Annotated in this window: 21 protein-coding genes; 9 read left to right on the forward strand and 12 right to left on the reverse strand. The window is 72.8% G+C overall.

Annotated features, from left to right (window positions below; translation table 11 throughout):
- Positions 1–287: 287 nt before the first annotated feature.
- From ACFYXE_RS22975 to ACFYXE_RS22985, 3 genes are all read left to right on the forward strand, one after another.
- Positions 288–1,142, forward strand: coding sequence for a Scr1 family TA system antitoxin-like transcriptional regulator (locus ACFYXE_RS22975; protein ID WP_389315087.1), 855 nt, complete (start codon positions 288–290; stop codon positions 1,140–1,142).
- Complete coding sequence (locus tag ACFYXE_RS22980; protein ID WP_389315089.1) at positions 1,139–1,384, forward strand: DUF397 domain-containing protein; 246 nt, start codon at positions 1,139–1,141, stop codon at positions 1,382–1,384. The genes ACFYXE_RS22975 and ACFYXE_RS22980 overlap by 4 nt, the downstream gene beginning before the upstream one ends.
- 94 nt (positions 1,385–1,478) lie before the next feature.
- Complete coding sequence (locus ACFYXE_RS22985; RefSeq protein WP_389315091.1) at positions 1,479–2,243, forward strand: alpha/beta fold hydrolase; 765 nt, start codon at positions 1,479–1,481, stop codon at positions 2,241–2,243.
- A gap of 47 nt (positions 2,244–2,290) precedes the next feature.
- Here ACFYXE_RS22985 and ACFYXE_RS22990 read toward each other — a convergent pair whose 3' ends face one another.
- The 3 genes from ACFYXE_RS22990 to ACFYXE_RS23000 all read right to left on the reverse strand — a co-directional run bounded on the left by ACFYXE_RS22990 (position 2,291) and on the right by ACFYXE_RS23000 (position 5,582).
- Positions 2,291–3,007: a hypothetical protein gene (locus tag ACFYXE_RS22990; protein ID WP_389315093.1), complete on the reverse strand. Its 717-nt coding sequence runs from the start codon at positions 3,005–3,007 to the stop codon at positions 2,291–2,293.
- On the reverse strand, positions 2,988–4,184 hold the full coding sequence (locus ACFYXE_RS22995) for a hypothetical protein (RefSeq protein WP_389315095.1): 1,197 nt from the start codon (positions 4,182–4,184) through the stop codon (positions 2,988–2,990). Before ACFYXE_RS22995 ends, ACFYXE_RS22990 begins: the two co-directional genes overlap by 20 nt.
- A 216-nt stretch (positions 4,185–4,400) precedes the next feature.
- On the reverse strand, positions 4,401–5,582 hold the full coding sequence (locus ACFYXE_RS23000; RefSeq protein ID WP_389315097.1) for an acetyl-CoA acetyltransferase: 1,182 nt from the start codon (positions 5,580–5,582) through the stop codon (positions 4,401–4,403).
- A 174-nt stretch (positions 5,583–5,756) separates the two neighbouring features.
- Between ACFYXE_RS23000 and ACFYXE_RS23005 the strand changes: the two genes are divergently transcribed.
- Entirely contained in the window at positions 5,757–7,211 is a 1,455-nt protein-coding gene (locus ACFYXE_RS23005; protein WP_389315099.1) for an acyl-CoA dehydrogenase family protein, read from the forward strand.
- Positions 7,211–7,699 (forward strand): nitroreductase family deazaflavin-dependent oxidoreductase, encoded by a 489-nt coding sequence (locus ACFYXE_RS23010; RefSeq protein ID WP_389315101.1) that lies wholly within the window; start codon positions 7,211–7,213, stop codon positions 7,697–7,699. Before ACFYXE_RS23005 ends, ACFYXE_RS23010 begins: the two co-directional genes overlap by 1 nt.
- Positions 7,700–7,821: 122 nt before the next feature.
- Here ACFYXE_RS23010 and ACFYXE_RS23015 read toward each other — a convergent pair whose 3' ends face one another.
- Positions 7,822–8,469, reverse strand: a complete 648-nt coding sequence (locus ACFYXE_RS23015) for a TetR family transcriptional regulator (RefSeq protein WP_361181642.1) — start codon at positions 8,467–8,469, stop codon at positions 7,822–7,824.
- Positions 8,470–8,875: 406 nt separating this feature from the next.
- Between ACFYXE_RS23015 and ACFYXE_RS23020 the strand changes: the two genes are divergently transcribed.
- A complete protein-coding gene (locus ACFYXE_RS23020; RefSeq protein WP_389315104.1) occupies positions 8,876–11,254 on the forward strand; it encodes a PQQ-binding-like beta-propeller repeat protein in 2,379 nt (792 codons plus the stop codon).
- Here ACFYXE_RS23020 and ACFYXE_RS23025 read toward each other — a convergent pair.
- The 4 genes from ACFYXE_RS23025 to ACFYXE_RS23040 form a co-directional block, all read right to left on the reverse strand.
- Positions 11,251–11,883: a hypothetical protein gene (locus ACFYXE_RS23025; RefSeq protein WP_389315106.1), complete on the reverse strand. Its 633-nt coding sequence runs from the start codon at positions 11,881–11,883 to the stop codon at positions 11,251–11,253. The two genes, ACFYXE_RS23020 and ACFYXE_RS23025, sit on opposite strands and share 4 nt — an antisense overlap.
- Before the next feature lie 107 nt (positions 11,884–11,990).
- On the reverse strand, positions 11,991–12,767 hold the full coding sequence (locus tag ACFYXE_RS23030) for an enoyl-CoA hydratase/isomerase family protein (protein WP_389315108.1): 777 nt from the start codon (positions 12,765–12,767) through the stop codon (positions 11,991–11,993).
- Positions 12,764–13,237: a Zn-ribbon domain-containing OB-fold protein gene (locus ACFYXE_RS23035; RefSeq protein WP_389315110.1), complete on the reverse strand. Its 474-nt coding sequence runs from the start codon at positions 13,235–13,237 to the stop codon at positions 12,764–12,766. Before ACFYXE_RS23035 ends, ACFYXE_RS23030 begins: the two co-directional genes overlap by 4 nt.
- A 123-nt stretch (positions 13,238–13,360) precedes the next feature.
- Positions 13,361–14,512, reverse strand: a complete 1,152-nt coding sequence (locus ACFYXE_RS23040; RefSeq protein ID WP_389315112.1) for a lipid-transfer protein — start codon at positions 14,510–14,512, stop codon at positions 13,361–13,363.
- A 172-nt stretch (positions 14,513–14,684) separates the two neighbouring features.
- Between ACFYXE_RS23040 and ACFYXE_RS23045 the strand changes: the two genes are divergently transcribed.
- Entirely contained in the window at positions 14,685–16,283 is a 1,599-nt protein-coding gene (locus ACFYXE_RS23045) for a FadD3 family acyl-CoA ligase (protein ID WP_389315114.1), read from the forward strand.
- A gap of 23 nt (positions 16,284–16,306) precedes the next feature.
- Here ACFYXE_RS23045 and ACFYXE_RS23050 read toward each other — a convergent pair whose 3' ends face one another.
- Positions 16,307–16,699, reverse strand: a complete 393-nt coding sequence (locus ACFYXE_RS23050) for a VOC family protein (protein ID WP_361180428.1) — start codon at positions 16,697–16,699, stop codon at positions 16,307–16,309.
- A 292-nt stretch (positions 16,700–16,991) separates the two neighbouring features.
- On the opposite strand from ACFYXE_RS23050, the gene ACFYXE_RS23055 reads away from it, so the two are divergent.
- Positions 16,992–17,861 carry a hypothetical protein gene (locus ACFYXE_RS23055; RefSeq protein WP_389315117.1) on the forward strand — a complete coding sequence of 290 codons (870 nt, stop codon included), beginning with the start codon at positions 16,992–16,994 and terminating at the stop codon, positions 17,859–17,861.
- A 644-nt stretch (positions 17,862–18,505) separates the two neighbouring features.
- On the opposite strand, the gene ACFYXE_RS23060 is transcribed toward ACFYXE_RS23055, so the two are convergent.
- The 3 genes from ACFYXE_RS23060 to ACFYXE_RS23070 all read right to left on the reverse strand — a co-directional run bounded on the left by ACFYXE_RS23060 (position 18,506) and on the right by ACFYXE_RS23070 (position 22,242).
- Positions 18,506–18,703 (reverse strand): hypothetical protein, encoded by a 198-nt coding sequence (locus ACFYXE_RS23060; RefSeq protein WP_389315119.1) that lies wholly within the window; start codon positions 18,701–18,703, stop codon positions 18,506–18,508.
- A 178-nt stretch (positions 18,704–18,881) separates the two neighbouring features.
- Positions 18,882–19,061: a sigma-like protein gene (locus tag ACFYXE_RS23065; RefSeq protein ID WP_389315121.1), complete on the reverse strand. Its 180-nt coding sequence runs from the start codon at positions 19,059–19,061 to the stop codon at positions 18,882–18,884.
- A 202-nt stretch (positions 19,062–19,263) separates the two neighbouring features.
- The gene (locus tag ACFYXE_RS23070) at positions 19,264–22,242 is read right to left on the reverse strand and encodes a BTAD domain-containing putative transcriptional regulator (protein ID WP_389315123.1); all 2,979 of its coding nucleotides are present in this window, start codon (positions 22,240–22,242) and stop codon (positions 19,264–19,266) included.
- A 275-nt stretch (positions 22,243–22,517) separates the two neighbouring features.
- Between ACFYXE_RS23070 and ACFYXE_RS23075 the strand changes: the two genes are divergently transcribed.
- Entirely contained in the window at positions 22,518–23,762 is a 1,245-nt protein-coding gene (locus ACFYXE_RS23075) for an amidohydrolase family protein (RefSeq protein ID WP_389315125.1), read from the forward strand.
- Positions 23,763–24,071: the final 309 nt, after the last annotated feature.

The following is a 24,071-nucleotide window of genomic DNA, read 5'->3' on the forward strand; positions in this document are numbered from 1 at the left end:
CTCGTCCCGGGCGCGAGCAGGAAGTACGTCCAGCGGCCCCCGGACACCTCGCGGATGACGGGCCCCGGGTCGCCCTCCGTGAGCGTGGCGAGATGGTGCAGGACGGCCTCGCCGCGGACGCCCCTGACCCGGATGGCGTCGAAGTGGACGCCGGTGAGGCGGAGTTGCAGGCCGGAGCAGGGCACCCATTCAGGGGTGAGTTCGTTCGTCATGCCTACGAGATTCGGGGTGACTGCGTAGCGTGACCAGTGGTGCGGGGTACACATCGGCGGGGCGTGGAGAGGGCGGTGGCCGTTGTGGTGATGGGTGAGAGGGCGACTCCCGAGCGGGCGGACACCGCCGTCCCGTCCCCGGCGCGACGGCACGTCGGGGATCTGCTGAGGAACTTCCGCGAGCGGTCCGGCCTGTCCCGCAAGGATGTGGCCGGCCGGCTCCTGGTCTCCGAGTCCCTGGCGGGCGCGTACGAGCGCGCGGAACGCATCCCCACGTCGAAGTACCTGGAGGACGCCGACGCGCTGCTGGACGCGCGGGGCGCGCTGAAGTCCTGCATCCCGCTGATGGAGGAGGAGAAGTATCCGCCGACGTTCGTGGGGTGGGTGCGGCTGGAGAGGACGGCGGCGAGTATCAGTTCGTACGAGGTGCTGGTGTTTCCGGGGCTATTGCAGACCCAGGAGTACATGTACGCGTTGTACGAGGAGCGGGTGCCGCAGCTCAGTGAGGATCGGATCGAGAAGGACGTGGTGGGGCGCCTGGAACGGCAGGCACTGCTGAGTCGCACACCACCGCCGGTCATCGGGTACGTCATTGAAGAGGCGGTGCTCAACCGGCCCATCGGCGGTCGCGACGTCCTGCGAAGGCAGTTGCTGCACGTGCTGGAAAGCGCCCGCACGATGCATCATCTGAAGGTGCAGGTCATGCCGACCGATACGAGCGAACATGCCGGGGTTCACGGCCCGATCAAGCTGCTCGGCACGCTCGAAGGCCGCAACTTTGCCTACGACGAAGGCCAGATCAGCGGTAGGTTGATCTCGAAGCCGCAGGAGGTCAACCAGCTCATCGACCGTTTCGGCGCGCTGCGTGCCCAGGCGCTCACGCCCCGGAAGTCCGCGGAACTGATCGAGAGGATGGCGGGGCAGCTGTGAACAGCGAGCCGACGTGGTTCAAGAGCAGCTACAGCAGTAACGAGGGCGGTGACTGCGTCGAAGTCGCCTACACCTGGCGCAAGTCCAGCTACAGCGGCAACGAGGGGACGGACTGCGTAGAAATCGCCGCCTGCCCCCACGCCATCCACGTCCGCGATTCCAAGACGGCCCCCGAGGGCGGCGCCACCTTCGCGGTCACGCCCGCCGCGTGGACCGCGTTCCTGGCGGCGACCGCCGCCTAGTGCTGTGACCGGCATGGTTCGCCGGGCTGGTGGGCAGGAAGTGGCGGCGCTAATCGGGAGGCGTTTCGAGCAGCCGCTGCGTAGGGTCTGCCCGATGACGCTCTCTTATGATGTGGCCGGAGACGGTCCGGTGCTGGTGCTGTTGCATTCCGGGGTGTGTGACCGGCGGATGTGGGATGCCCAGTGGCCGGCCTTGATCGACGCCGGTTACCGGCTGGTGCGCTGTGATCTTCGGGGCTTCGGTGAGACTCCGGTGCCGGACCGGCCGCACAGCGATGCCGAGGATGTGCTGGCCCTCCTGAGCAGTCTGGGCATCGCGCAGGCGGCACTGGTGGGATCCTCGTACGGCGGGAAGGTCGCCTTGGAGATCGCCGCGCGCCGGCCGGACCGGGTGAGTGCCCTGGGGTTGATCTGTTCCGCCCTGCCCGGTCATGAACCTTCTGCCGAACTGAGTGCGCTCGGGGAGCGCGAGGAAGCGCTGATCGAGGCGGGGGACATCGCCGGCGCGACGGAACTGATGGTCGAAACCTGGCTCGGCCCGGACGCCGACGAGACCGCCCGCGAGGCGGTACGCCGGATGCAGCGGCACGCCTTCGAGCTGCAACTGGCCGCCGCTGAGGAGTTCGAGCCAGTCAAGGCCGTGGTCGATCTGGCGGCAATTCAAGCGCCCTGCCTTGTCCTGTCGGGCGCACATGATCTGGCGGACTTCCGGCAGATCGCTGCCCGGCTGCCGCATCTGCTCGCGAACGCCGACCACGTCGAACTGCCCTGGGCAGGTCACCTTCCCAGCCTGGAGCGGCCATCGGCCGTCACCGATCTGCTGATCGGCTTTCTCAAGGGGAGAGTCCCTGTCGGTTGAGCCCGCTCGCGGCGGTGAACCTTCCCGGTCACAGCACCAGGTGGGGATCATCCTCCGCCTCGGCGTGTGACCGCTGCCCAGCCGACCGCCGCACCGACGGCCAGTCCCGCTGCGATCCGCCACTTGTGGACGAGGCGCGGGCGCACCGGGACCGGATCGGGCGCCTCCTCCTCGGCGTCGCGTTCCCCGGTTCCTCCGGACTCCTCCCGGGGGCGCCGGCCGCCCCCGCCCGGTGCGTCGGTGCGGGGCATGCGGAAGGGGGGGAGCTGTTCCCACCGGAGGGTCTCGCCGTCGTGCCGCGCGGCACGGAACGCTTGGGCCCGTTCCGGTTCCACCGCGCGGTCGTCGGCCCAGAAGGCACGCAGGGCGGGCAGGCAGCGTCGATGGGCGGTCTCCAGGACCCCGGCACGGGTCTCCGGCACGAAGGTGGCGCCGCGCTCGATCATTCCGGTGATGACGGGGATACGGCGTCCGTGCTCGTCGTGCCCGGGAGCACCCGGGGTGGACTCGGTGACCGGACTGGCGAGCAGCACGCGGAACATGAGGACGAAGTCGCCGGTCGGGGCGCCGGTGACCACGCGCCAACGGGCGTGCCCCGGCTCGGTCGGCTCACCGCCTGCCAGATCCCACAGGATGCCGGTCAGCCGCGCATCGCCGAGGAAGTCGGGGGCGACGACCACCTTGTAGGTGACGGTCCGGCCGCGACTGATGACGAACGGCCAGAACGAGGTGGCTTCGTGCGGGTCAGCTGAGGATCGTTCCATCGTTTTGGGGACTCCTCTCGAACTCCAGGAGCAGTTCCACCAGTTTATGGGTGACGAACTGTGCCGCTGAGGCGCTGTCCTTGACGGCGTCGACATTGCGTTTGCGGAAGCTCTTCTGAAGATGCCGGGCCTTCCGCAGTTCGTTCGGAGGCAGCTTGATCAGATCGGCGGCACCCTCGGCACTGGCCACCATGAATGCGGCGAGGGCCTGGACGGGCACCTGCACCTCGCGGGAGGAGAGCACCGCCGCTGCGGGGGCGCTGAGCAGATCCGCGATCGTGCGCAGCAGGTTCGGCCCCTCGGCCTCCCGTTCGGCCCGGGCATCGGATCGTCTCTGCTTCTTCTCCTGTCTCTCCTGTTCCTTCATCGTGGACACGGCGTTGGCGAGGAGGTCCGGCAGTACGGCCGCGAAGCAGACGTCCACGTGCTGCGGCCTCGGACGGGCGTTGGCCAGTTTGTGCATGAGTTTGTCCGCGCCGAGGACGGCGAAGTTCTTGCCCACCGAGCTGGTGGGGATCAGCCGGATCCGGCCGGGAGGAACCGGCATGCGTGCGGTCCGCCAGTTCTGCCGCCCGGTCGCCAGGGTCCGGAATTCCGGATGCTCCAGAAGTCGCTCACGCACCTGTTTCAGGGAGTAGTACTCCGCCTCCAGCACGTCCCATTTGGTGATGGCGAAATGGATCGGGCCACTGCAGCTCTGCAGCAGACCGAACACCCGGGCCATGTCATGGTCCAGGAAGTCGCCGTTGCCCCGCATCATGTCCCGGATCTTGCGGCCGTCCAGCAACGCCAGCAGGGCGTCGGCGTCCTGCATCGTCCGGTCCAGCCGCTCCTGTTCCGGACTTCCTTCCTGCGGGTCGGTCAGCCGGTCGCCGGCGTAGTCGATGTAGCGCACCCGCATGGCGGTGAACTGACCGTGCTGGCTGCGCACCTTCACCGAGAACACCCACTCGGGGAACTCGCGGCCGTCGGTCGGCAGCGGCCACTCTCCCGGGCCGGCCACCTGCTGGTACGTGCGCTGCAGCCGGTGTTCGAGGACCGGGTCGTCGAGGGTCAAGTAGAAGCCCAGCCTGGGGTGCTGAAGCCGTAAGGACTGCCAGAGCGCGGCCAAGTAGACGGTTTTACCGGCCCCGGACGGACCCAACGTGACCACCGTGTACGTCATCGGTTCCGTCATCGTTTTCCCTCGCCTTCGCACACATCGTCAACTGCTGTACACAGTGACCGTTCGGGGCGCCGAGGAGCCTCGAACACAGCGCGGATACGACAGATGCGGTATCCCGGAAAGGGGCAAGGCGCAGGTGTGCGTAGCCCGCGACCAGCGGGGTCGCCCGAAGACGCCTACGTGTTCACCTGCGGACGCCTACGCGTTCACCTGTCCACGCCGACGTGCTCACCGGCCCAGCACCACTGTTCCCGAGGAGCAGAACCAGCCGCCCGTGCCCGACGCCACCGCCAGTTCGGGGGCGCTGCCGTCGGCCCGGCGGACCTGGCGGCCCTCGCCCGCCTCGCCGCGGAGCTGACGTACGGCCTCCACCAGCAGGAACAGACCGCGCATGCCGGGGTGTTGGGCGGAGAGGCCGCCGCCGTCCGTGTTGGTCGGGAGGTCGCCCGTGCGCAGCAGGCGGCCCTTCTCCACGAACGCGCCGCCCTCTCCCTTGCCGCAGAAGCCGAGGTCCTCCAGCGTCACCAGCGTCATGTAGGTGAAGGCGTCGTAGATCTCGGCGATGTCGATGTCGTCCGGTGTGACGCCCGCGCGCCCGAAGGCGAGGCGCCCGCTCACCGCCGCCGGGGAGACGGTGAAGTCGTCCCACTCGGACATGGTCGTGTGCGAGACGTGCTCGCCCGTGCCCAGCACCCACACCGGGGTCGCCGCGCTGTCCCGGACGTACTCCTCGGCGGCGAGCAGGACCGCGCAGCCGCCGTCGGAGCGGATGCAGCAGTGCAGTTTGGTGAAGGGGTCCGCGATCATGGGGCCGGCCAGGACGTCGTCGACCGTGATCGGGTCGCGGAACATCGCGTCGGGGTTGGCCGCCGCGTTGGCCCTGGCCTGGACGGCGACCGAGGCGAGCTGCTCCAGGGTCGTGCCGTACTCGTGCATGTGGCGGCGTGCGGCCATCGCGTACTTGGCGATCAGGGAGTGCCCGTAGGGGACCTCGAACTGCAGCGGGCCGCGGGCGCCGAAGGAGAGGTTCGAGGTGCGGCGGCGGGCCTTGATGTCGGCGCGGGCCGTCGAGCCGTAGACGAGGAGCACGGCCTCGGCCCGGCCCGCCGCGATGGCCTCCGCGGCGTGTGCGGCCATGACCTCCCAGGTGGCGCCGCCGACCGAGGTGGAGTCCACCCAGCGGGGTGTGAGGCCCAGGTACTCGGCGACCTCGATGGGCGCCAGCGTGCCGAGTCCCGCCGACGCGATGCCGTCGATGACGTCGCGGCCGAGTCCGGAGTCGGCGAGTGCGCGGCGGGCCGCCTGGGCGTGCAGGGCGTAGGGCGTGGCCTCGTCGACCCGGCCGCAGTCCGAGAGGGCGACACCGACGACGGCGACCTTGCGGGGCGTGGAGCGGGTGGCAGCAGACATGAATCTGACGGTACATCAGATATGGGGGCCCGCGAGAGGTGCCGGATCGTGCGGTGTGACGTCGCCGCTCTGTGCATGGACGTCGCCGCTCTGTGCATATCGGCCCCGCCGCCCTAGCATGACGGCCCGTCAGATCTGGGTCCGGGCCACCGTGCCCGGGGGAGGAGCCTGCCGATGGACGCCGCCTTCAGCGCGGAGCAGGGCGAGATCCGCCGCACCCTTCGCGAAGTCATCACCAAGCGGTGCGGCCCCGACGAGGTCAAGGCGGCCGTGCGCAGCCCGGCCGGCCACGACACCACCCTGTGGTCCGCGCTCGCCGAACAGCTCGGGCTTCCCGGCCTCGCCCTCCCCGAGACGTACGGCGGAGTCGGCTGCACCACCGCCGAACTCGCCCTGGGCAGCGAGGAACTGGGCCGTGCGCTCGCCCCCACCCCGCTCTTCGCCACCGCCGTCCTCGCCGCGCCGCTCATCCTCGCCCTCGGCACCGAGGAGCAGCGCGCCGAGCTGCTGCCCCGCATCGCCGCCGGGGAGCTCACCGCCGCCCTCGCCGTCCCCGGCACCGGGCTCGCGACCGCGCTCGGTCTCGTCGGCGACAACCACGGCGACTGGGCGGGCGGCGGGCGCGCGGGCGGCGTACAGGCACGGCTCACCGACGGGGTGTGGCGGCTGTACGGGCAGGCCGAACAGGTCGTCGACGGACACAGCGCGGGGCTGCTCGTGGTCGCCGCGCACGCGGGCGGCTTCGCCCGCTCGCGCACGCTCCTCTTCCTCGTGCGCGAGGGCGCGGACGGCCTGGCGCGCACCCGGCAGACCGCGCTGGACGAGACCCGCACCCAGGCCCGCGTCGAACTGCGCGACGTCGAAGCGGAGTTGCTCGGCGCCGACGAGGCCGACGTCGCGGGTGCGCTGGCCGCCGTCGGGGACGTCGCCGCCACCGTCGTCGCCGCGGAGGCCGTCGGCGCCGCCGACCGGGCCCTGGAGAAGACCGTCGAGTACGTGCAGCAGCGCGAACAGTTCGGCCGCGCGATCGGGTCCTTCCAGGCCGTCAAACACCGGCTCGCCGATGTCTACGTACAGGTGCAGGCGGCGCGGTCGGCCGCCTACTACGCGGCCTGGGCCGCGGGCGCGGAGGCCGCCGGGTTCGGCGGGCAGGGTGCCGAGCGGGCGGGCGGCCTCGCCCTCGCGCAGGCGCTCGACGCGCTGCGCACCGCCGCGTCCGAGGCCGTGCAACTGCACGGCGGGATCGGCTTCACCTGGGAGCACGAGGCGCACCTGTACTTCAAGCGGGCGTCGAGCGACGAACTGCTCTTCGGCCCCGTGCACCGGCTGCGGGCGCGCGCCGCCGAACGGGCCGGTCTCTTCGAGGGCGCTGTCGCCGGGGTGGGGACGATCACGGCCGGGCCGGAGACGACTACCGCCGGGCCGGAGGCGACTACCGCGGGGGCGGAGGCGATCACAGGACCGACCGTACCCGCCGTACCCGCCGGACCTGCCGGACCCACCGGACCCGCGCAAGGCGCCGGGGATGCCGCCGCGCCCCCTCCCGCCGCCGCACCGACCGGTGCCGCAGGACCCGTCGGCGCGGGACCCACGGGCGCAGGACCCGTCGGCCCGGGGGAGGTCGCCTGATGCCGCCCGGACTGCGCCTCGTGCAGAAGATGTCGTCCACCCGCACCTTCGCGAGGATCGCGCCGCACTTCATCCCCGCCATGGACCGCACCGTGCACCGGCTGACCCGCGGCAAGGTGCTGCTGAGCGCCCGGATGCTGCCCGGCGTCATCCTGACCGTGCGGGGCGCGAAGAGCGGGGTGCCGCGGCGTACGCCGCTGGCCTGCATGCCGGAGAAGGGCCCGGACGGGGCGGGCACGGACAGCTGGCTGCTGATCGGCTCCAACTTCGGACGGCCCGGTCATCCCGCGTGGACCGCCAACCTGCGGGCCAACCCCGACGCCGACATCAGCTGGCAGGGCACCGACATCCGGGTGCGGGCGCGGCTGCTGACCGGCGAGGAGCGGGCGGCGGCCTGGGAGGCGGCACTGAAGTTCTGGCCGCCCTACGCCGCCTATCAGGCGCGTGTGGAGCGGGAGATACGGCTGTTCCGGCTGGAACGGCGCTGAGGGAGCGCGCGCGACGCGGGGAACTCCGGACCGGGCCCGGTCGGGCCCGCGTGATCCTGGCTGAGCGCACGGCGGCGGATCACCCCTCGGTGATCCGCCGCCGGCTGACAGGACGCGCTGGGCTACTTCGTCGGCTTCTTGCCGGTTACGCCCAAATGCACCAACAGTGCCAGATTCGGCTTCAGTTCGGCCTGCTTGACGCCCCACGACTGGAAGCCGCGCTGGTGCGAGGCGACCGCGGCGAGCATCGCGACGAGGGAGCCCGCCATCGCCGCCGGGCTGACGTCCTTGTCGACCTTGCCCTTGGCCTGCAGCTCCTTGACGGTGTCCGTAAGGGAGTTGTTGACCGAATTGAGGATCTTCATCCGGATCTTGTAGAAGCGCTTGTCGCCCTCGGCGGCGCCCAGGTCGACGACCCGGAGGATCGCGTCGTTCCTGCGCCAGAAGTCGAGGAAGCCCTCGACCAGGTCCTGGGAGGTCTGCCAGCCCGCCTTGCCGACCCAGGACCGCCCGTCGAGCAGCTGGGTCAACTCGGCACCGGCCGCGGCCATTTGCTCCGCGATCTCCAGGACGGCGCCTTCCACGTCCGGGAAGTACTGGTAGAAGGTCGCGGGTGAAGTCCCCGCCTTCCGGGCGACGTCGATGACTTTGACGTCCCGGTAGGGCGAGGAGCTGAGCATCTCGCTGAGGCAGTCGAGCAGCTTCTGACGCGTCGCCTGACCACGTCGGCCGGCCACGCGGCCGTCGACGGTACGTACCTGTCCTGTCATGCCGTCAGCTTACCGAGGGGTGATCGGAGCGCGATTCGGCCGAGTGCAAATGGGGTTGGGGCGCGTGCGGGCGGCGGAGGGCGCACCCGCGTGAAATGGGACAGGCGTTCGAATTCGTACGCCGCCCTTCGACATTCCGTACGGGCGGACGGCCGCCTTCACCGACCATCAGGGGGCGACGTTCGCGGTCCTCCAGGACCGAACGGGGCCGGACCGGGGCGCGCGGCGCCGGGCACGGGGGCCGGCGGGCGGGTTTTGTCCGGAGACACCCCGATCCCGCCCCGGGTTCGCAACGACCGGCTCGGACAGGAAGAATCAGGGTGCGTGCCGCCGTAGCGGCTCGGTGGTGAGACGCTGCACGGGGCTGTCTTCTTCGGCGGCCGCGTACGGGGAGGTGGCAGGGCAAGTGGTGGATCAGCTGACGCAGCACGATCCGAGGCGGATCGGCCCGTTCGAGGTCCTCGGCAGGCTGGGTGCCGGTGGCATGGGGCTGGTCTATCTCGCGCGCTCCGCGTCGGGGCGGCGCGTGGCGATCAAGACGGTGCGGACCGAGCTCGCCGAGGACCAGCTGTTCCGTGTCCGCTTCACGCGCGAGGTCGAGGCCGCCCGCGCCGTGTCCGGCTTCTACACGGCCGCCGTGGTGGACGCCGATCCGCGGGCCGCCGTGCCCTGGCTCGCCACCGCGTACGTCCCCGCGCCCTCCCTCGAAGAAATAGTGAATGAGCACGGGCCGCTGCCCACCCAGGCGGTGCGCTGGCTCGCGGCGGGCGTCGCCGAGGCCCTGGAGTCCATCCACGGCGCCGGCCTGGTCCACCGCGACCTCAAGCCGTCCAACGTCCTCGTCGTCGAGGACGGCCCGCGCGTCATCGACTTCGGCATCGCGTCCGGCGTCTCCAACACCCGCCTGACCATGACGAACGTCGCCGTGGGCACGCCCGCGTACATGTCGCCCGAGCAGGCGAAGGACTCGCGCAGCGTCACCGGCGCCAGCGACGTCTTCTCGCTCGGCTCCACCCTGGTCTTCGCCGCCACCGGACACGCGCCCTTCCACGGCGCCAACCCCGTCGAGACCGTCTTCATGCTGCTCAGGGAGGGACCGGACCTCGAAGGGCTGCCCGACGAGCTGCGCCCCCTCATCGAGTCCTGCATGCAGATGGAGGCCACCCGCCGGCCCAGCCCCGCCGACCTCCAGGCGCAGCTCGCACCCCACCTCTTCGCCTCCGAGAGCGCCGACAACGACGACAGCGGCACGGCCTCCGCCTGGCTGCCCGAGCGGGCCGTCGCGCTCATCGAGGCCCGCAGGGGCGGCCGTCCGCCGGCCCGGGTGCCCGCCGCCGCGGCCCGCAGCGGCGGCCGGGGCGCCGCGCCCGCCGTGCCCGTCACCGCGCCGCCGCCCCCGCAGCAGCCGCCGCCCGCGCCCTCCCGGGCGCCCTTCGCGGTCACCCCCGACGGCGGGCCCGTGCGGCTCGCCGGGGCGAAGGTGCCGATCGGGCCCGGACCGCGCCTCGCCGACGCCCGCGGCCCCGTCGCCGTGCCCGGCGCCGCGGGGCTCGCCGCGTCCTGGTCGCGGTCCTCGGCGCCCCGCGCCGCGGGCAACGGCGTCGACCCCGCCGCCGCGGTGCCCGCCCCCGCGTCCGCGCCCGACGCGGCACCCTCGTCGTGGCGGCCGTGGCGGTTCCGGATGTCCAACGACGTGTGGGGCACCCCCGCCGTCGCCGGGAACCTCGTCTACGTGACCTCCTTCGAGGTGCACGCGCTGGACGTCTCCACCGGCCGCCGCAGCTTCAAGACGCGGGACGTCGCCTGGTCCATGTCCGTCGCCGACGGCCGTATCCACGCCTCCGACGGGCCCACGCTCTACGCCCTGGACGGCGCCGACGGCACCGACCTGTGGCGCCTGTCGACCGACGCCTGGGTGTACTCCCTCCAGGCCGACCGCGGCACCGTCGTCACCGGCACCCGCGGCGGCGGCGTCCAGGCCTGGGAGGCCGCCAACGGCGAGAAGCTCTGGGAGATCACCGGCGCGCAGACCGACTTCGAGACACCGGAGGCCGGGCCCCTGGTCCAGGACGGCACGGTCTACGTCTGGAAGGACGCCAGACTGCGGGCCCTGGAGGCGCGCACCGGCGAGGAGCGCTGGTCCTACCCGGTGGGCGACGCGGCCTCCTGCGGCGGCGTGCCGGTGCGGCTCACCCAGGCGCAGGACGGGTACGTGTACGTCGCCGCGGGCACCCGTGTCCTGGCGATCGACGTCGCGGGCGGGCACGTGCGCTGGCACTTCGAGGCGCCCGCCGCCTTCCTGTGCCCGCCCGCCTTCGCGCCGGGCCCGGCCGTCACGGGCGGCGGCGTGTACCTCGCCGACTACCTGGGCACCGTGTACGCGCTCGACGCGACGGACGGCCGCGACCGCTGGCGCATCGCCACGGAGTCCCGCTCCTCGATCGAGCCGGTCCTCGTCGCCGACGGCCACGTCCACGTGGGCAGCGGCAAGGGCCTCTACACCCTCGACGCGGTCACGGGCACCCCGAAGTGGCGCTTCCAGGCGGGCGGCGAGGTCGTCGGCGCGCCCGTCGTCGCCGACCGGCGCATCCACTTCGGCTCCACCGACCACCTGCTGTACACGCTGAAGGCCGACGACGGCAGGCTCCGCTGGAAGCTGGCCACCGGCGGCGAGATCACCGGCGCGCCCGTGGTGCGGGACGGCGTCGTGTACGCGTGCAGCAAGGACCGCTGCGTGTACGCGCTGGACGCGGAGCGCGGCACGGGGACCTCCCCCCGCCCCTAACCCGGGGGCGGTGGGGGCGGGTCGTCGCGCCGGGGCGCGGTCCAGGCGGGGCCGTCGAGCGTGGGCACCGCGCCGGACGTGCCGTGCGCGTCGTGCGCTCCGGACCCGCTGGTCGGGTCGTGCGCGGCGGATGGGCCGTACCGGTCGTCCGTACCGACCGTGCCGTCCGTACCGCCAGTGCCGTCCGTGCGGGAGGCGCGGGAGGCGCGGGAGGTGCGGCCCGTCATGAGGGCCGCGCCGAGCAGCAGGGCCACGCCGCCGCAGAGGCCGCCCAGGACGCCCTGGCCCAGACCCGAGCCGTCGCCGGCGACGGCCAGGCTGCCCTCCGCCTGGCCCTGGCGGACCATCCACAGCACGGTGAAGCCCAGCACCAGCACGCCCGCGAGGGCCACCGGGAGGCGGGCCCGGAGCACCACGCCCACCAGCGTCAGCAGGGCGGCGAAGGCGAACGGCAGGAAGAGGGAGCCGAAGAGCTCCGCGCCCGCGTCGGTGACACCGGCGCCGGAGAACAGCTCGTCGAGGCGGAAGTCGCGCCCGTGACGGCCGTCGTACCAGGCTCGGAAGGGGCTCAGTACGGCGGCCGTCGCTCCGGCGAGAGCGAGGACCGACCCGAGGACGTTGCGGACCATGGCGGGCCTCCTCGTGTGCGTGCGACTCGCGGTGCGCATCCGTACGCGACTCTCAAGATCGACGCTACGCCGGGTGCCCGGCCCCCGCCAGACGACCGCGCCGGGCCCTACCGGGTGCGGAAGTCGCCGCCGCGGCGGCGCGCGAACAGCTCTGCCTGGCGGTCCGGCGGCAGGTTGCCCAGGGCGATCAGGTGCGGTGCGTGGGCGAGGGCCTGCGCGCGGGCCGCCTCCTTCGCCGACCAGACCGCCCGCACCGTGCCCTGCACCGCCTCCGTCGGATACCCGGCGACGACCTCGGCGGCCCGCACCGCCGCCGCCACCGCGCCGCCCGGCGGCGTGAGCTCGGAGACCAGCCCCGTCTCGTACGCCCGGCGCGCCGAGATCCGCTCGGCCGTGCCCATCAGCGCCATCCGCGCGACCTCGCCGAACGGCATGCGCTGCGCCAGGTGGATCGTCTCGAACGCGCTGACCATGCCGTACGTCGTGTGCGGGTCGAAGAACGTGGCGTGCTCGTCCGCCACCACGAACTCGGCCTCGCCCAGGAGGTAGAAGGCACCGCCGCACGCCATGCCGTTGACCGCGGCGATCACCGGCTTCCACAGGTCGTTCGCCTTGGGGCCGATCGCGAGCAGCGGATCGTCGATCGTGTACGGGGAGGCCGGCTGCGGCACGTCGGCGCCGCGGTCGATGCCGGTGCAGAACGCCCGGTCGCCCGCGCCGGTCACGACGACCGCCCGCACGGTGTCGTCGAAGCGGAACTCCCGCCAGGTGGCGGCCAGTTCGTCCGCCGTCTCCACGTCGATCGCATTGTGCCGGGCGGGCCGGTCCAGGGTCAGGACCGCGACACCGGTCTCCTTGTCGGTGCTCCTGAGCAGCGCGCTCACGGGCGCTCCAGGACCCAGCGCGGCACCACGGTCCCGCCGACGTCCGCGAAGACGACCTGCACCTTCGCGCCGATGCGCAGCCGCTCGGGCGGCACGGAGTCCAGGGCGGCGTCGGGGGCGGCGACGAGGTTGCCGACCAGGCGGATGCGGGGGGCGTCGGCCAGCTCGACGACGATCGCGTTGTACGGGGCCTGCTCGGCGTAGGCCGGCAGGAGCGGGGGGTGGGGGAAGACGTAGGACCAGATGCGGCCGCGGCCGCTCATCCTGCGCCACTCGCTGTCGAAGGACCGGCAGTGGGGGCAGCAGGGCCTGGGCGGGAAGCGGAGCTCGCCGCAGGCGGTTTCGGCGCAGGCCTGTATGCGGAGTTCGCCTCGGGCGGCGTACTCCCAGAAAGGGGCGCCGTCGTCGTCCGGGGTGGGGGTCAGGAGTGCGGGTGCGGGGGTCTCTTGTGCGGTCGTCGCGTCTGCCATGCGGGTGTCCTTTGCCGGGTGCGGGCTTCTTCGGGTTGCTCGCGCAGTTCCCCGCGCCCCCTGAGGGGGGCGGATGGCGGGTACGGGGCTGCCTGTGGTTGCTCGCGCGGTTCCCCGCGTCCCTCAGGAGGTGCGGAGCAGTACTGCCGAGGTGGGGACTCCCTCGCCCGCCGTCACCAGGCACGTGGAGGCGTTCGGGACCTGGGCCGTGCTCGTGCCCCGCAGTTGCTTCACGCCCTCGTTGATGAGGTTGAAGCCGTGGACGTACGCCTCGCTGAGGCCGCCGCCGCCCGTGTTGATGGGGAGCCTGCCGCCGCTCTCCAGGGCGCCGCCCTCGGTGAACGCGCCGCCCTCGCCGCGGTCGCAGAAGCCGTAGCCCTCCAGGGAGAGCGGGATGAGCGGGGTGAACGCGTCGTAGATCTGCGCCACGTCGACGTCCTGCGGGCCGAAGTCGGCCTGCTTCCACAGGTGCCGGGCCGCCGTCCAGGCCGGTCCGGTGAGCGGGTCGTCGTTCCAGTAGTTGACCATGCCGTGGTGCTGGGCGGGCAGGCCCTGCGCGACGGAGTGCACGTACACCGGCTTCTGCCGGCAGTCCCTGGCCCGCTCGGCGGACACCACCACGCAGGCCAGCGCGCCGTCCGTCTCCAGGCAGTTGTCGAAGAGGCAGAGCGGATCGCTGATCCAGCGCGAGGTCATATACATGTCGCGGGTCAGCGGGCGTTCGTACATCATCGCGGCCGGGTTCTGGTTGGCGCGGTTGCGGCAGGCCAGGGCGACGTTGAAGAGGTGGTCGCGGGTCGCGCCGTACTCGTGCATGTAGCGGCGGGCCAGCAGGCCGATCTCGTCGGCGGGGCGCAGCAGGCCGAAGGGGCGGGTCCACTGGGCGGGGGTGGGCAGTTGGACGGCGGTGTTCTTCCAGGGGCGGGGGCCGCTGCCGCGCTTGCGGGAGCGCCAGGCGATGCCGACGCTCGCCTGTCCGGTGGCGATGGCCGAGGCGAGGTGGCCGACCGTGGCGCAGGAACCGCCGCCGCCGTAGCCGATCCTGCTGAAGAAGGTGACGTCGCCCGCGCCGACGGCCTTGGCGACCTCGACCTCGTCGGTCTCCTCCATCGTGTACGAGGCGAAGGCGTCGACCTCGGACGGGGCGATGCCCGCGTCGTCGAGCGCGGCGACGATCGCCCGGCACGCCAACTCCTTCTCGCTCTGCGGAAGATGTTTGGCGAAGGGGGTCTGACCGATCCCGACTATCGCAGTAGCGTCCTTGAGTGAAGCCATGGGCAACGGCACCTCCGGAAATCGGGCCCTGTTGCGGCCTTCCGCCGTGTCGCGGGCGCGTCCCGACTGCTGACAGCGCGTCAGGCTACAGCTAATCTGACGGATAGTCAGCAACCGAGTATCCCCTGCTCGTACGGAGTCGGAGCGCGGGGAAGCGTGGGAGGGACGTGCGATGCGCGGCGACCTGGAGTGGGGCAGCATCCCGGGACTTGTCCGGGCGGCCGCCGAGCGGTACGGCCCGCGCGAGGCGGTCGTGGAGGGCCGCACCCGCGTCTCGTACCGGGAGCTCGGCGAGCGGGTGGCGCACGCCGCGGCCGCCTGCATGGCCAACGGCGTCGAGCCCGGCGACCGCGTCGCCGTCTGGGCGCCCAACACCCTCGACTGGATCGTCTCCGCGCTCGGCGCCGTCTCGGCCGGCGCGGTCCTCGTCCCCCTCAACACCCGCTTCAAGGGCGCCGAGGCGGCGTACGTCCTGGAGCGCAGCCGGGCCCGGCTCCTCTTCGTCACCGGCACGTTCCTCGGCACGTCGTACGTCGCCTCGCTGCGGCGCGCGGCCGCCGAGGGCCCGGGGGAGGGCCCGCTGCCCGGCCTGCCGCACCTGGAACAGGTCGTCGTGCTCTCCGACGACGCCCCGAGCTCCTTCCGCACCTGGAAGGACTTCCTGGCCAGCGGCGCCACGGTCGACGAGGCGGCCGTCCGCACCCGCCAGGACTCCGTCGACGGCGCCGCGCCCTCGGACATCATCTTCACCTCGGGCACCACGGGCCGCCCCAAGGGCGCCGTCATCACGCACGCCCAGACCCTGCGCTGCTACGACGTGTGGAGCGACCTGGCCGGGCTGCGCGAGGGCGACCGCTACCTGATCGTGAACCCGTTCTTCCACACCTTCGGCTACAAGGCCGGCATCATCGCGTGCCTGATGCGGGGCGCGACGATGGTGCCGCAGCCGGTCTTCAACGTCGAGACCGCCCTCGCCAACATCGCCGCCGAGCGCATCTCGGTCCTCCCCGGCCCGCCCACCCTGCACCAGTCGCTCCTGGACCACCCCGCGCGCGACCAGCACGACCTGTCCGCGCTGCGGCTCGTGGTGACCGGCGCGGCCGTCGTGCCGCTGCAGCTGGTCGAGCGGCTGCGGGCCGAGCTGCGCATCGCCACCGTCCTGACGGCGTACGGGCTCTCGGAGGCGAGCGGCATCGTCACGATGTGCCGCCGCGGCGACCCCGTCGAGGTCGTCGCGGCGACCTCGGGGCGGGCCATCCCCGACACGGAGATCCGCGTGGCGACCCCCGCGGGCGAACCGCTGGCACCCGGCCACCCCGGCGAGGTCCTGGTCCGCGGCCACCACGTGATGCAGGGCTACTACGAGGACCCGGACGGCACCCGGCAGTGCATGACGCCCGACGGCTGGCTGCGCACCGGCGACGTCGGCGTCCTCGACGAGGAGGGCAACCTCCGCATCACCGACCGGATCAAGGACATGTTCATCGTCGGCGGCTTCAACGCGTATCCCGCCGAGATCGAGCAACTCATCGGCCTGCACCCGGAAGTGGCCGACGTCGCCGTCGTCGGCGTACCGGACCCGCGGCTCGGCGAGGTCGGCCGGGCGTACGTGGTGCGCCGCCGGGGGGCCGTGGTCACGGCGGACGACCTGATCGCCTGGTCACGGCGGGAGATGGCCAACTACAAGGTGCCCAGGAGCGTCGAGTTCGTGGCGGAGCTGCCGCGCAACGCGAGCGGGAAGGTGGTGAAGGGCGAGCTGCGGGCCCGCTGAGGGGGCGTCGGCGGGGCCGCGCCTCACACGCCCGCGGCGACCAGCGTGGCGCGCTCGGCCTCGGAGAGCTCCACGCAGAATTCGTTGCCCTCCGGGTCGAGCAGGGTGACCCAGCCCCGGCCGGTGGGCCGCCGGTGGTCCTCGTGCAGCCGCGCGCCCAGCGCGAGCAGCCGCTCCACCTCCGCGTCGCGGGTGCGGTCCCGCGGCTGGAGATCGACGTGCAGGCGGTTCTTCACGGACTTGGTGTCGGGGACGGCGACGAAGAGCAGCGTGGTGCCGTCCGCCGAGACCAGGGCCTCCGGGTCGCCGGGGGAGTCGTCGTCGGAGACCTTGCCGCCGAGCACCTCCGCCCAGAACGTGCCCTGGCGGTAGGCGTCGTGACAGTCGAATGTGAGGTGGCGCACGAGAGAGGTCATGAGCGGCACTATGGGGCTCCGGCCCGCGCCGTGTCGACGGGATTTCCGCCGGGACGCCGGCCGCCCCACCGTGCGTCGGCACGGCCGCCGCGGAACCGTGGGACAAGGCGGCGGGAGCCGGGGTGCGGGGACCAGGGGCAAGGCGGCGGGAGCCGGGGTGCGGGGGACCAGGGGCAAGGCGGCGGGAGCCGGGGTGCGGGGGACCAGGGGCAAGGCGGCGGAAACCCGGGTGCGGGGGACCATGGACAAGCCGGCGGGAACCCGGGTGCGGGGGGGCTGCCAGGATGGGGCGATGCACGACGCCCCGCGCCGCCCCCGCATCCTCTTCGTCACGGACCTCGCCTACCGGGCCAGGGGCCGCCGCTACTGCGACGAGGACATCCACCTCACCGCCCGGCTCCGCGAGGACTTCGACGTCGCCCTGTGCCATCCGCTGGACGCGGCGCCGCTGATGGAGACCGGCGCCTTCGACACGGTCGTGGTCCGCAACAGCGGCCCCGTCATCCACTACCAGGCGCACTGGGACGACCTGCGGGAACGGGCCGCGAGGACCGGCACCCCCTTCTACAACCGGCTCACCGGCAAGGCCGACATGGTCGGCAAGCAGTACCTGATCGACCTGACGGCGGCGGGCCACCCCGTGATCCCCACCGTCGACGACCCCCGCGACGCGGACCGCCTCCCGGCCGCGGACACGTACGTGGTCAAGCCGAAGGCGGGGGCGGACTCGATCGGCCTGGAGTTCGTGCCCCGGGCCGCCCTCGCCGACCTGCCGCCCGCGCCCGGCGGCGCCGGACTCCTCATCCAGCCGCGGATCGACTTCACCTACGAGGTCTCGTTCTACTTCGTCGACGACTCCTTCCAGTACGCGCTGTACGCCCCCGACCCCGACCGCCGCTGGCACCTGGAGCGCTACGAGGCCACCGAGGACGACCTCGCCTTCGCGCGCGGCTTCGTCGAGTGGAACGCGATCGGGCACGGCATCCAGCGCGTCGACGCGTGCCGCACCCGCGGGAGCGGCGCACTCCTCCTGGTCGAACTGGAGGACCTGAACCCCTACCTGTCCCTGGACCTCCTGGACGAACGGACGCGGGAGGCCTTCGTGACGGCGCTGAAGGCCTCGCTGCACCGCAGCATCGTCGCGCGGGACGCGCCCGCGTGACCCCGGCCCCGGCCGTGCCGGCGACGTCGGCGTCGGCACCCGCGTAGGGCAATCGGCGCACGGATGCTGGTGCCGTGTCCCGCCTTCCCTCCGGACCCGCCCCGGCTTAGCCTCACCAAGGAGAAGCGACTGCGGCGCACGAGCGGTGAGCACGGGCAGCGAGCACGACACCGCGGCACCGCGCCGGCAGCCACGCTTCCCAGTCCCCGGACCCCGGACGCACCGATTCGCCCCGACCAGCGAGGGAGTGGTGCCGATAAGGGGTCCTTTTTCCGGTGGCGCTCCTCAGACATCCCGAATGCCCGGGCAGCCGTGCCCGAGGACGGCCGGAGCTGTGCCACCGACAGGAACAGCTCCGGCCTCGTTGCCCTTGCGGCCTGTTCCAAGCCGGGACGAACTCCCGCACGTCCCGGAGCCGTGAGGGCAAGTGCGCGCCGACATCGGGGAGGGGAGCCACGACGTCGGCGTGCGCGGGCGGCCGCCGCCGGTTCCGGCGCCCCACGCCCTGGCGGCGGCCGTCACCCACGAAGAGCCCTGCCGTACCCGGCCGGCCTCTCTCGCCCTCCATTGAAGGGCGGGGCGGGCGGGGTGGGAAGGTGTGGCGCCATGATTGCTGGGACCGGGCGCCGATCCGTGCTCCCGCGTCAGCGCTGCGGAGCGACCGGGATGTGACTGTCGCCCAGCGGGCGGGCCTGCGCGTCGTCGCCGGTCGCGCCTGCCGAAGCGTGGGCGTCACGAGGGCCGACCGGCGTGTGGCCGTCGGCGAGGGCCGGGCCTGCCGCGCCCCCCGCGGCGGCGGCCGCTATCGCGAGGGTGACCAGGATCTTCTTGGTGCGAGTCATTCCGGCTCCAGTGTGAGAGGGACCTGTGTACGCGAGCGACGCCGGTGATGCCCGGGAAAGCGCCGTGGAGTCCGATCATTTCCTGCGTGAAGCGACGTGAACCCCTGCCGGGGCATGCATCGGCCGCGGCGGCTCCCCCTCCGCGCCGCCGCGGCCGACCCCCGTCGGGAGGAAGGTCTCAGGCGTCCTTGGGCGGGGCGGGCATGTGGCTGTCGCCCTGCGTGGTGATCTTGCCGTCCTTGGGCGGGGCCGGCATGTGGCTGTCGCCCTGCGTGGTGGCGCCGCCGTCCTTGGGTGGCGCCGGCATGTGACTGTCGCCCATGGTGATGATGTCCTCGTTGTTCTTGGCGTCGCTCATGGTGAACTCCCGTGGCATCGACGGTTCGCTGGGGCAGAACGCCCGCTCGGCAGCTCCCCCGAGGGCCGCCGAACGGGCGTTCCAGGGCCGCTCACCATATCTGTGGGGCCCAGCGCGACCCGCCTGCCCCCCGACGCGACGGATCGATGCACTGAGAGTGGCAGCCGCCCATAAACGTTCGATGAACGTGCCCCGGGGCTGCTCAGGCAGCCGCGAGCGGGGCGAGGAGTTGTCGTACTTCGTCCGCTTCGGGCGCGTGCGCCTTGTCGTGAATGCCCAGGGCCTCCTGCCAGCAGGCCCTGGCGCGGTCGAGCTGGCCGAGGCTGTCGAGTGACTTCCCCAGCAGGACGAGGACGTTGGCCCGCATCCAGTCGCCGCCGATGAACCCCGTGGTGAGGGCCTGCTCCGCGTGCTGCGCGGCCTGGGCGGAACGCCCGGCCAGCAGGTGGACCTGCGCGATGCGGTAGTGGGTGGTGCCTTCCCACAGCCGCTGGCGGTTCTCCCGGAACACCTGCAGCGCCTCCGTCAGCTCGTCGAGCGCCTCCTGGTGACGCCCGGTGTGGCTGAGCGCGATGCCGAGCGCGTACCGGGCGTTGGCCAGCCGGAAGGTGAGCCCGAGGTCGTCGTAGATGGCGATGCCCTGCCGTACGAGGTCGATCGCCGTCGAGGTGCGCCCGAGGGCGACGAGGACCCGCGACAGGTTGCACAGGGCACTGGCCTCGCCCGGACGGTTGTCGTCGGCGCGGAACGCGTCGACCGCCTGGAGGAGATGGGCCTCGCTCGCGGCCGGACGGTTCAGGCAGTTCGCCACGATCCCCAGCTCGTTGGGCGCGTTGCTGCGGGTCCAGGGGTCGCCGGGGTGCCGGTCGAGCGCCGTGGCCCGCTCGGCCTCCACGCCCGCCTGCTCGAACCGGCCCGCGTTGTTGTGCACCTGCGCCAGCGTGACCCGGGCCCGCCCCTCCGCGTGCGCGTCGCCCAGCGCCGCCGCCGCGTCCCGGGCGGCGCACGTCGCCGACTCGTACCGCAGCGAACTCGCCCCGGACTCCGCCAGGTCCTTGGAGGCCAGCAGCAGGTCCACCGCGCGCCGCAGCGTCCGCGGGCCCAAGGACTGCTGCACGCACGCCAGGATGCAGGCCGCCTCCGAGTGCAGCCAGTCCAGGGCCTTCGTGCCGTCGGAGAAGTCCAGCCCCACCCGCTCCGTGACCGCCAGGTGGTCCACCGTTCGGTCGCCCGGGCGTTCGATCGCGTAGACGCGGGCCGCCGACGCCAGGTAGAAGTCCAGGAGGCGCGACATCGCCGCCTCCCGTTCGCTCGGGGGCTGTTCGTCGCGCTCGGCGCAGGCGCGCGCGTACAGGCGTACGAGATCGTGGTAGCGGTAGCGGCCGGGCGCCGCGGACTCCACCAGGGACGTGTCGACCAGCGACTCCAGGACGTCCTCCGTCTCGTCCGGGGGGAGGTCGAGGACCGCCGCGGCCGCCGCCAGCGACAGGTCGGGCCCGTCGGCCAGGCCCAGCAGGCGGAAGGCGCGGGCCTGGGCCGGCTCCAGCTGCCCGTAGCCCAGCTCGAAGGTCGCCTTCACCGCGAGGTCACCGGCCTGCAGCTCGTCGAGGCGCCGCCGCTCGTCCGCCAGCTTCGCCGCGAGCGTGGAGACCGTCCATGTGCGCCGGGCCGCGAGGCGGGACGCGGCGATCCGGATGGCCAGCGGCAGGAAGCCGCACGCCGCCACCACGTCCAGCGCCGCCTCCCGCTCCGCGGTGACCCGCTCCTCGCCGACGATCCGGGTGAAGAGCAGGAGGGCCTCCTCGGGGGACATGACGTCCAGGTCCACCAGGTGCGCGCCCGCGAGGTCCACCATGCGCACCCGGCTGGTCACCAGCGCCGCGCAGCCCTCCATGCCGGGCAGCAGCGGCCTGACCTGCGCCGCGTCGCGCGCGTTGTCGAGCAGGACCAGGACGCGGCGCCCGTCGAGGACCGAACGGTAGAGGGCGGCCCGCTCCTCCAGGGAGTCGGGGATCGCCGAGTCGGCCGTGCCCAGGGCGCGCAGGAAGGCGCCGAGGACCGTCTCCGGTTCGGCCGCCCGCGCGCCCGCGCCCTGCAGGTCCACATACAGCTGGCCGTCGGGGAAGTGCGTGCGCGCGACGTGCGCGACGTGCACCGCGAGCGTCGTCTTGCCGACGCCGCCGATGCCCGCGAGCGCCGAGACGGCCATCACGCGGCCCTCGGCGGTCGAGAGGATGTCGCTGAGCTCGTCGACGAAGGAGGCGCGCCCGGTGAAGTCGGGCACCGTCGCCGGGAGCTGGGCCGGGCGCACCGGGCTCGACGTCGGTTCCTGGGCGGGCGCGGAGGGCTCCGCGAGGGCCGGGTCGGCCTGGAGGATGCGGTGCTGGAGCTCCTTGAGGCCGGGGCGCGGGTCCACGCCGAGCTCGTCGGCGAGCAGGCGGCGGGTGTCCGCGTAGACGGCGAGGGCCTCGGCCTGGCGGCCGCTGCGGTAGAGCGCGAGCATCAGCAGTTCGCGCAGCCGCTCGCGCAGCGGGTGCGCCGCGGTGAGGGCCGTCAGCTCGGAGACGGACTCCGCGTGGCAGCCCTGTTCCAGGTCCATGTCCAGGCGGGACTCGACGAGCTGGAGGCGCCATTCGTCGAGGCGGGCGCGCTGGGTGTCGGCGTAGGGGCCGGGGACGCCGGCCAGCGGCTCGCCGTCCCACAGGTCCAGGGCCTGGTTGACGAGGGCGCGCGCCTGGCACAGGTCACCCGTGCCGCGGGCCTTCTCGGCGGACGACCACAGGTCCTCCGCCGCGGCGAGGTCGAGGGCGCCCTCGGCGATCCGCACGGCATAGCCGCCGGACTCGCTCACCAGGACACCGGGCGGCAGCACCTTGCGGAGCCGCGAGGCGTACGTCCGTACCGCTGCCAGGGCCTGCGACGGCGGCTCCTCGCCCCACAGGGCGTCGATCAGCTCCGAGGCGGTCGCGGTGCGGCCGTCCCGCAGGAGCAGGGCGGCGAGCAGCGCCCTCTGCTGCGGGGAGCCGGTGCTGAGCTGCTCCGAGCCGTGCCATGCGCGCACCGGGCCGAGCACGCTGAAGCGCGACGCCCGGACCTCGGGGGGATGCCCCTCGGTCCGCTCCTCGGGGGTGTTCCCCGAGGCCGGACGCCGCTGCTCCGGCACTCGCGGTACATCGACCATCGCTCCCCCTGCCGCCCTGCCGTTCCCAATCCTGCCGGTCGCGGGTCTGCCCGCCCGCGGTGGTGCCTGTTGATCCCTTGCCGGTTCTTGCTCCCCGCCAGTTTGCCTTGTTCATGGCGGATGCGTCAGCCGTGCGAGACGGCTCTCACAGGGTCCACGCACGACGTTCCGCATTGTTTTCCGCCACGGGGGGCGGCGGGGTGGCCGGGGAGGAGGGTCCGTCGTGCGCGTACGACTAGCTGACGGGTCGTCAGATCGGCGCTACCGTGGGCCGTATGGAGACAGTGGAGAGCGCGGAGACCTTCCCGAAGATCATCTCGGTGGACGACCACACGGTCGAGCCGCCCGACGTCTGGCGGGACCGGCTCCCGTCCAAGTACCAGGACCGCGGCCCCCGGATCGTCCGCGCCCCCCTGAGGGAAATGTCCTTCCTGGGCGGAAAGTTCGCCCCCGTGATGGGCGAGCAGGGCGAGGACGGCCCCATCGGCGACTGGTGGATCTACGAGGACCTGCACCGGCCCCTCACTCGCCTGGACACGGCGGTCGGGTACGACAGGGACGAGATCAAGCTCGAAGTCATCACCTACGAACAGATGCGGCCCGGCTCCTTCAGCGTGCCGGACCGGCTCGCCGACATGGACGTCAACCACGTCCAGTCCGCGCTCTGCTTCCCCACCTTTCCGCGCTTCTGCGGCCAGACCTTCACCGAGGCCAAGGACCGCGAGCTCGGGCTCCTGAGCGTCCGGGCGTACAACGACTGGATGGTGGACGAGTGGTGCGGGCCCGAGGCGGCGGGCCGCCTCATACCGCTCACCCTCATCCCGCTGTGGGACGCCGAGCTCGCCGCGGCCGAGGTGCGGCGCAACGCCGCCCGCGGGGTACGGGCCGTCGCCTTCTCCGAGATCCCGCCGCACCTCGGCCTGCCCTCCATCCACACGGACGAGTGGGACCCCTTCCTGCGGGCCTGCGACGAGACCGGCACGGTCGTCGCCATGCACATCGGCTCCTCCAGCAGGATGCCGTCGACCTCGGCGGACGCGCCGCCCGCCGTCGGCTCCACCATCACGTTCGCCAACTGCTGCTTCTCGATGGTCGACTGGCTGATGAGCGGCAAGTTCGAACGCTTCCCCAACCTGCGGATCATGTACGCCGAGGGGCAGATCGGCTGGATCCCCTACATCCTGGAGCGGGCCGACGTGGTCTGGGAGGAGAACCGCGGCTGGGGCGGCGTCGCGGACAAGGTCACCCGGCCGCCGTCCGAGCTCTTCACCGAGCACGTCTACGGCTGCTTCTTCGACGACGCGTTCGGCCTGAAGAACCTGGACGCGATCGGGGTGGGCAACGTCCTCTACGAGACGGACTACCCGCACTCCGACTCCACCTGGCCGAAGTCGCGGCAGGTCGGCGAGGAGCAGATGGGCCACCTGGACGCGGACGTTGTCGACCGCATCGTCCGCCGCAACGCGATCGACCTCCTCGGCCTGACGGCGGAGGGCCTCTGGGGCGGCCCCGGAACGTGATCTCGCCGGGGGCGGTTGGACGGACGCCCCGGCGTCTCGCCGTGCGGGGGGCCGGGGGGGGCCGGGGGTTTCCCCCGTCTCCCCCTGCGGCCCCCTACAGCCCGCCGCTCCGCGGCGGATACCTCCCACCCACCCACCCGTTTGCCCTGCGCCGTTCGGCGGGAGTAGGGGCGGGTGAGTCCCGCTGGGCCGGAGGGGGCCGGGTGAGCCCCGCCCTCGTGCCGGGCGGGGGCGGGCGGGTGGGGAACTCCCCCCACCTCTCCGGTCGAGGGGACTGATGGGCTCACTCCCGCCTCTGCGGTCGAGGGG

This window comes from Streptomyces sp. NPDC002564 (assembly GCF_042889645.1).
GTDB lineage: Bacteria > Actinomycetota > Actinomycetes > Streptomycetales > Streptomycetaceae > Streptomyces.

Coding starts and splice junctions, on each gene's coding strand:
- ACFYXE_RS22995 (WP_389315095.1), bottom strand. CDS start 4,184: ATGACGGAACCGATGACGTACACGGTGGTCACGTTGGGTCCGTCCGGG.
- ACFYXE_RS23000 (WP_389315097.1), bottom strand. CDS start 5,582: ATGTCTGCTGCCACCCGCTCCACGCCCCGCAAGGTCGCCGTCGTCGGT.
- ACFYXE_RS23015 (WP_361181642.1), bottom strand. CDS start 8,469: ATGACAGGACAGGTACGTACCGTCGACGGCCGCGTGGCCGGCCGACGT.
- ACFYXE_RS23025 (WP_389315106.1), bottom strand. CDS start 11,883: ATGGTCCGCAACGTCCTCGGGTCGGTCCTCGCTCTCGCCGGAGCGACG.
- ACFYXE_RS23075 (WP_389315125.1), top strand. CDS start 22,518: ATGGAGACAGTGGAGAGCGCGGAGACCTTCCCGAAGATCATCTCGGTG.
- ACFYXE_RS23005 (WP_389315099.1), top strand. CDS start 5,757: ATGGACGCCGCCTTCAGCGCGGAGCAGGGCGAGATCCGCCGCACCCTT.
- ACFYXE_RS23055 (WP_389315117.1), top strand. CDS start 16,992: ATGCACGACGCCCCGCGCCGCCCCCGCATCCTCTTCGTCACGGACCTC.
- ACFYXE_RS22990 (WP_389315093.1), bottom strand. CDS start 3,007: ATGGAACGATCCTCAGCTGACCCGCACGAAGCCACCTCGTTCTGGCCG.
- ACFYXE_RS23070 (WP_389315123.1), bottom strand. CDS start 22,242: ATGGTCGATGTACCGCGAGTGCCGGAGCAGCGGCGTCCGGCCTCGGGG.
- ACFYXE_RS23010 (WP_389315101.1), top strand. CDS start 7,211: ATGCCGCCCGGACTGCGCCTCGTGCAGAAGATGTCGTCCACCCGCACC.
- ACFYXE_RS23045 (WP_389315114.1), top strand. CDS start 14,685: ATGCGCGGCGACCTGGAGTGGGGCAGCATCCCGGGACTTGTCCGGGCG.
- ACFYXE_RS23050 (WP_361180428.1), bottom strand. CDS start 16,699: ATGACCTCTCTCGTGCGCCACCTCACATTCGACTGTCACGACGCCTAC.
- ACFYXE_RS22985 (WP_389315091.1), top strand. CDS start 1,479: ATGACGCTCTCTTATGATGTGGCCGGAGACGGTCCGGTGCTGGTGCTG.
- ACFYXE_RS23060 (WP_389315119.1), bottom strand. CDS start 18,703: ATGACTCGCACCAAGAAGATCCTGGTCACCCTCGCGATAGCGGCCGCC.
- ACFYXE_RS23040 (WP_389315112.1), bottom strand. CDS start 14,512: ATGGCTTCACTCAAGGACGCTACTGCGATAGTCGGGATCGGTCAGACC.
- ACFYXE_RS23065 (WP_389315121.1), bottom strand. CDS start 19,061: ATGAGCGACGCCAAGAACAACGAGGACATCATCACCATGGGCGACAGT.
- ACFYXE_RS23035 (WP_389315110.1), bottom strand. CDS start 13,237: ATGGCAGACGCGACGACCGCACAAGAGACCCCCGCACCCGCACTCCTG.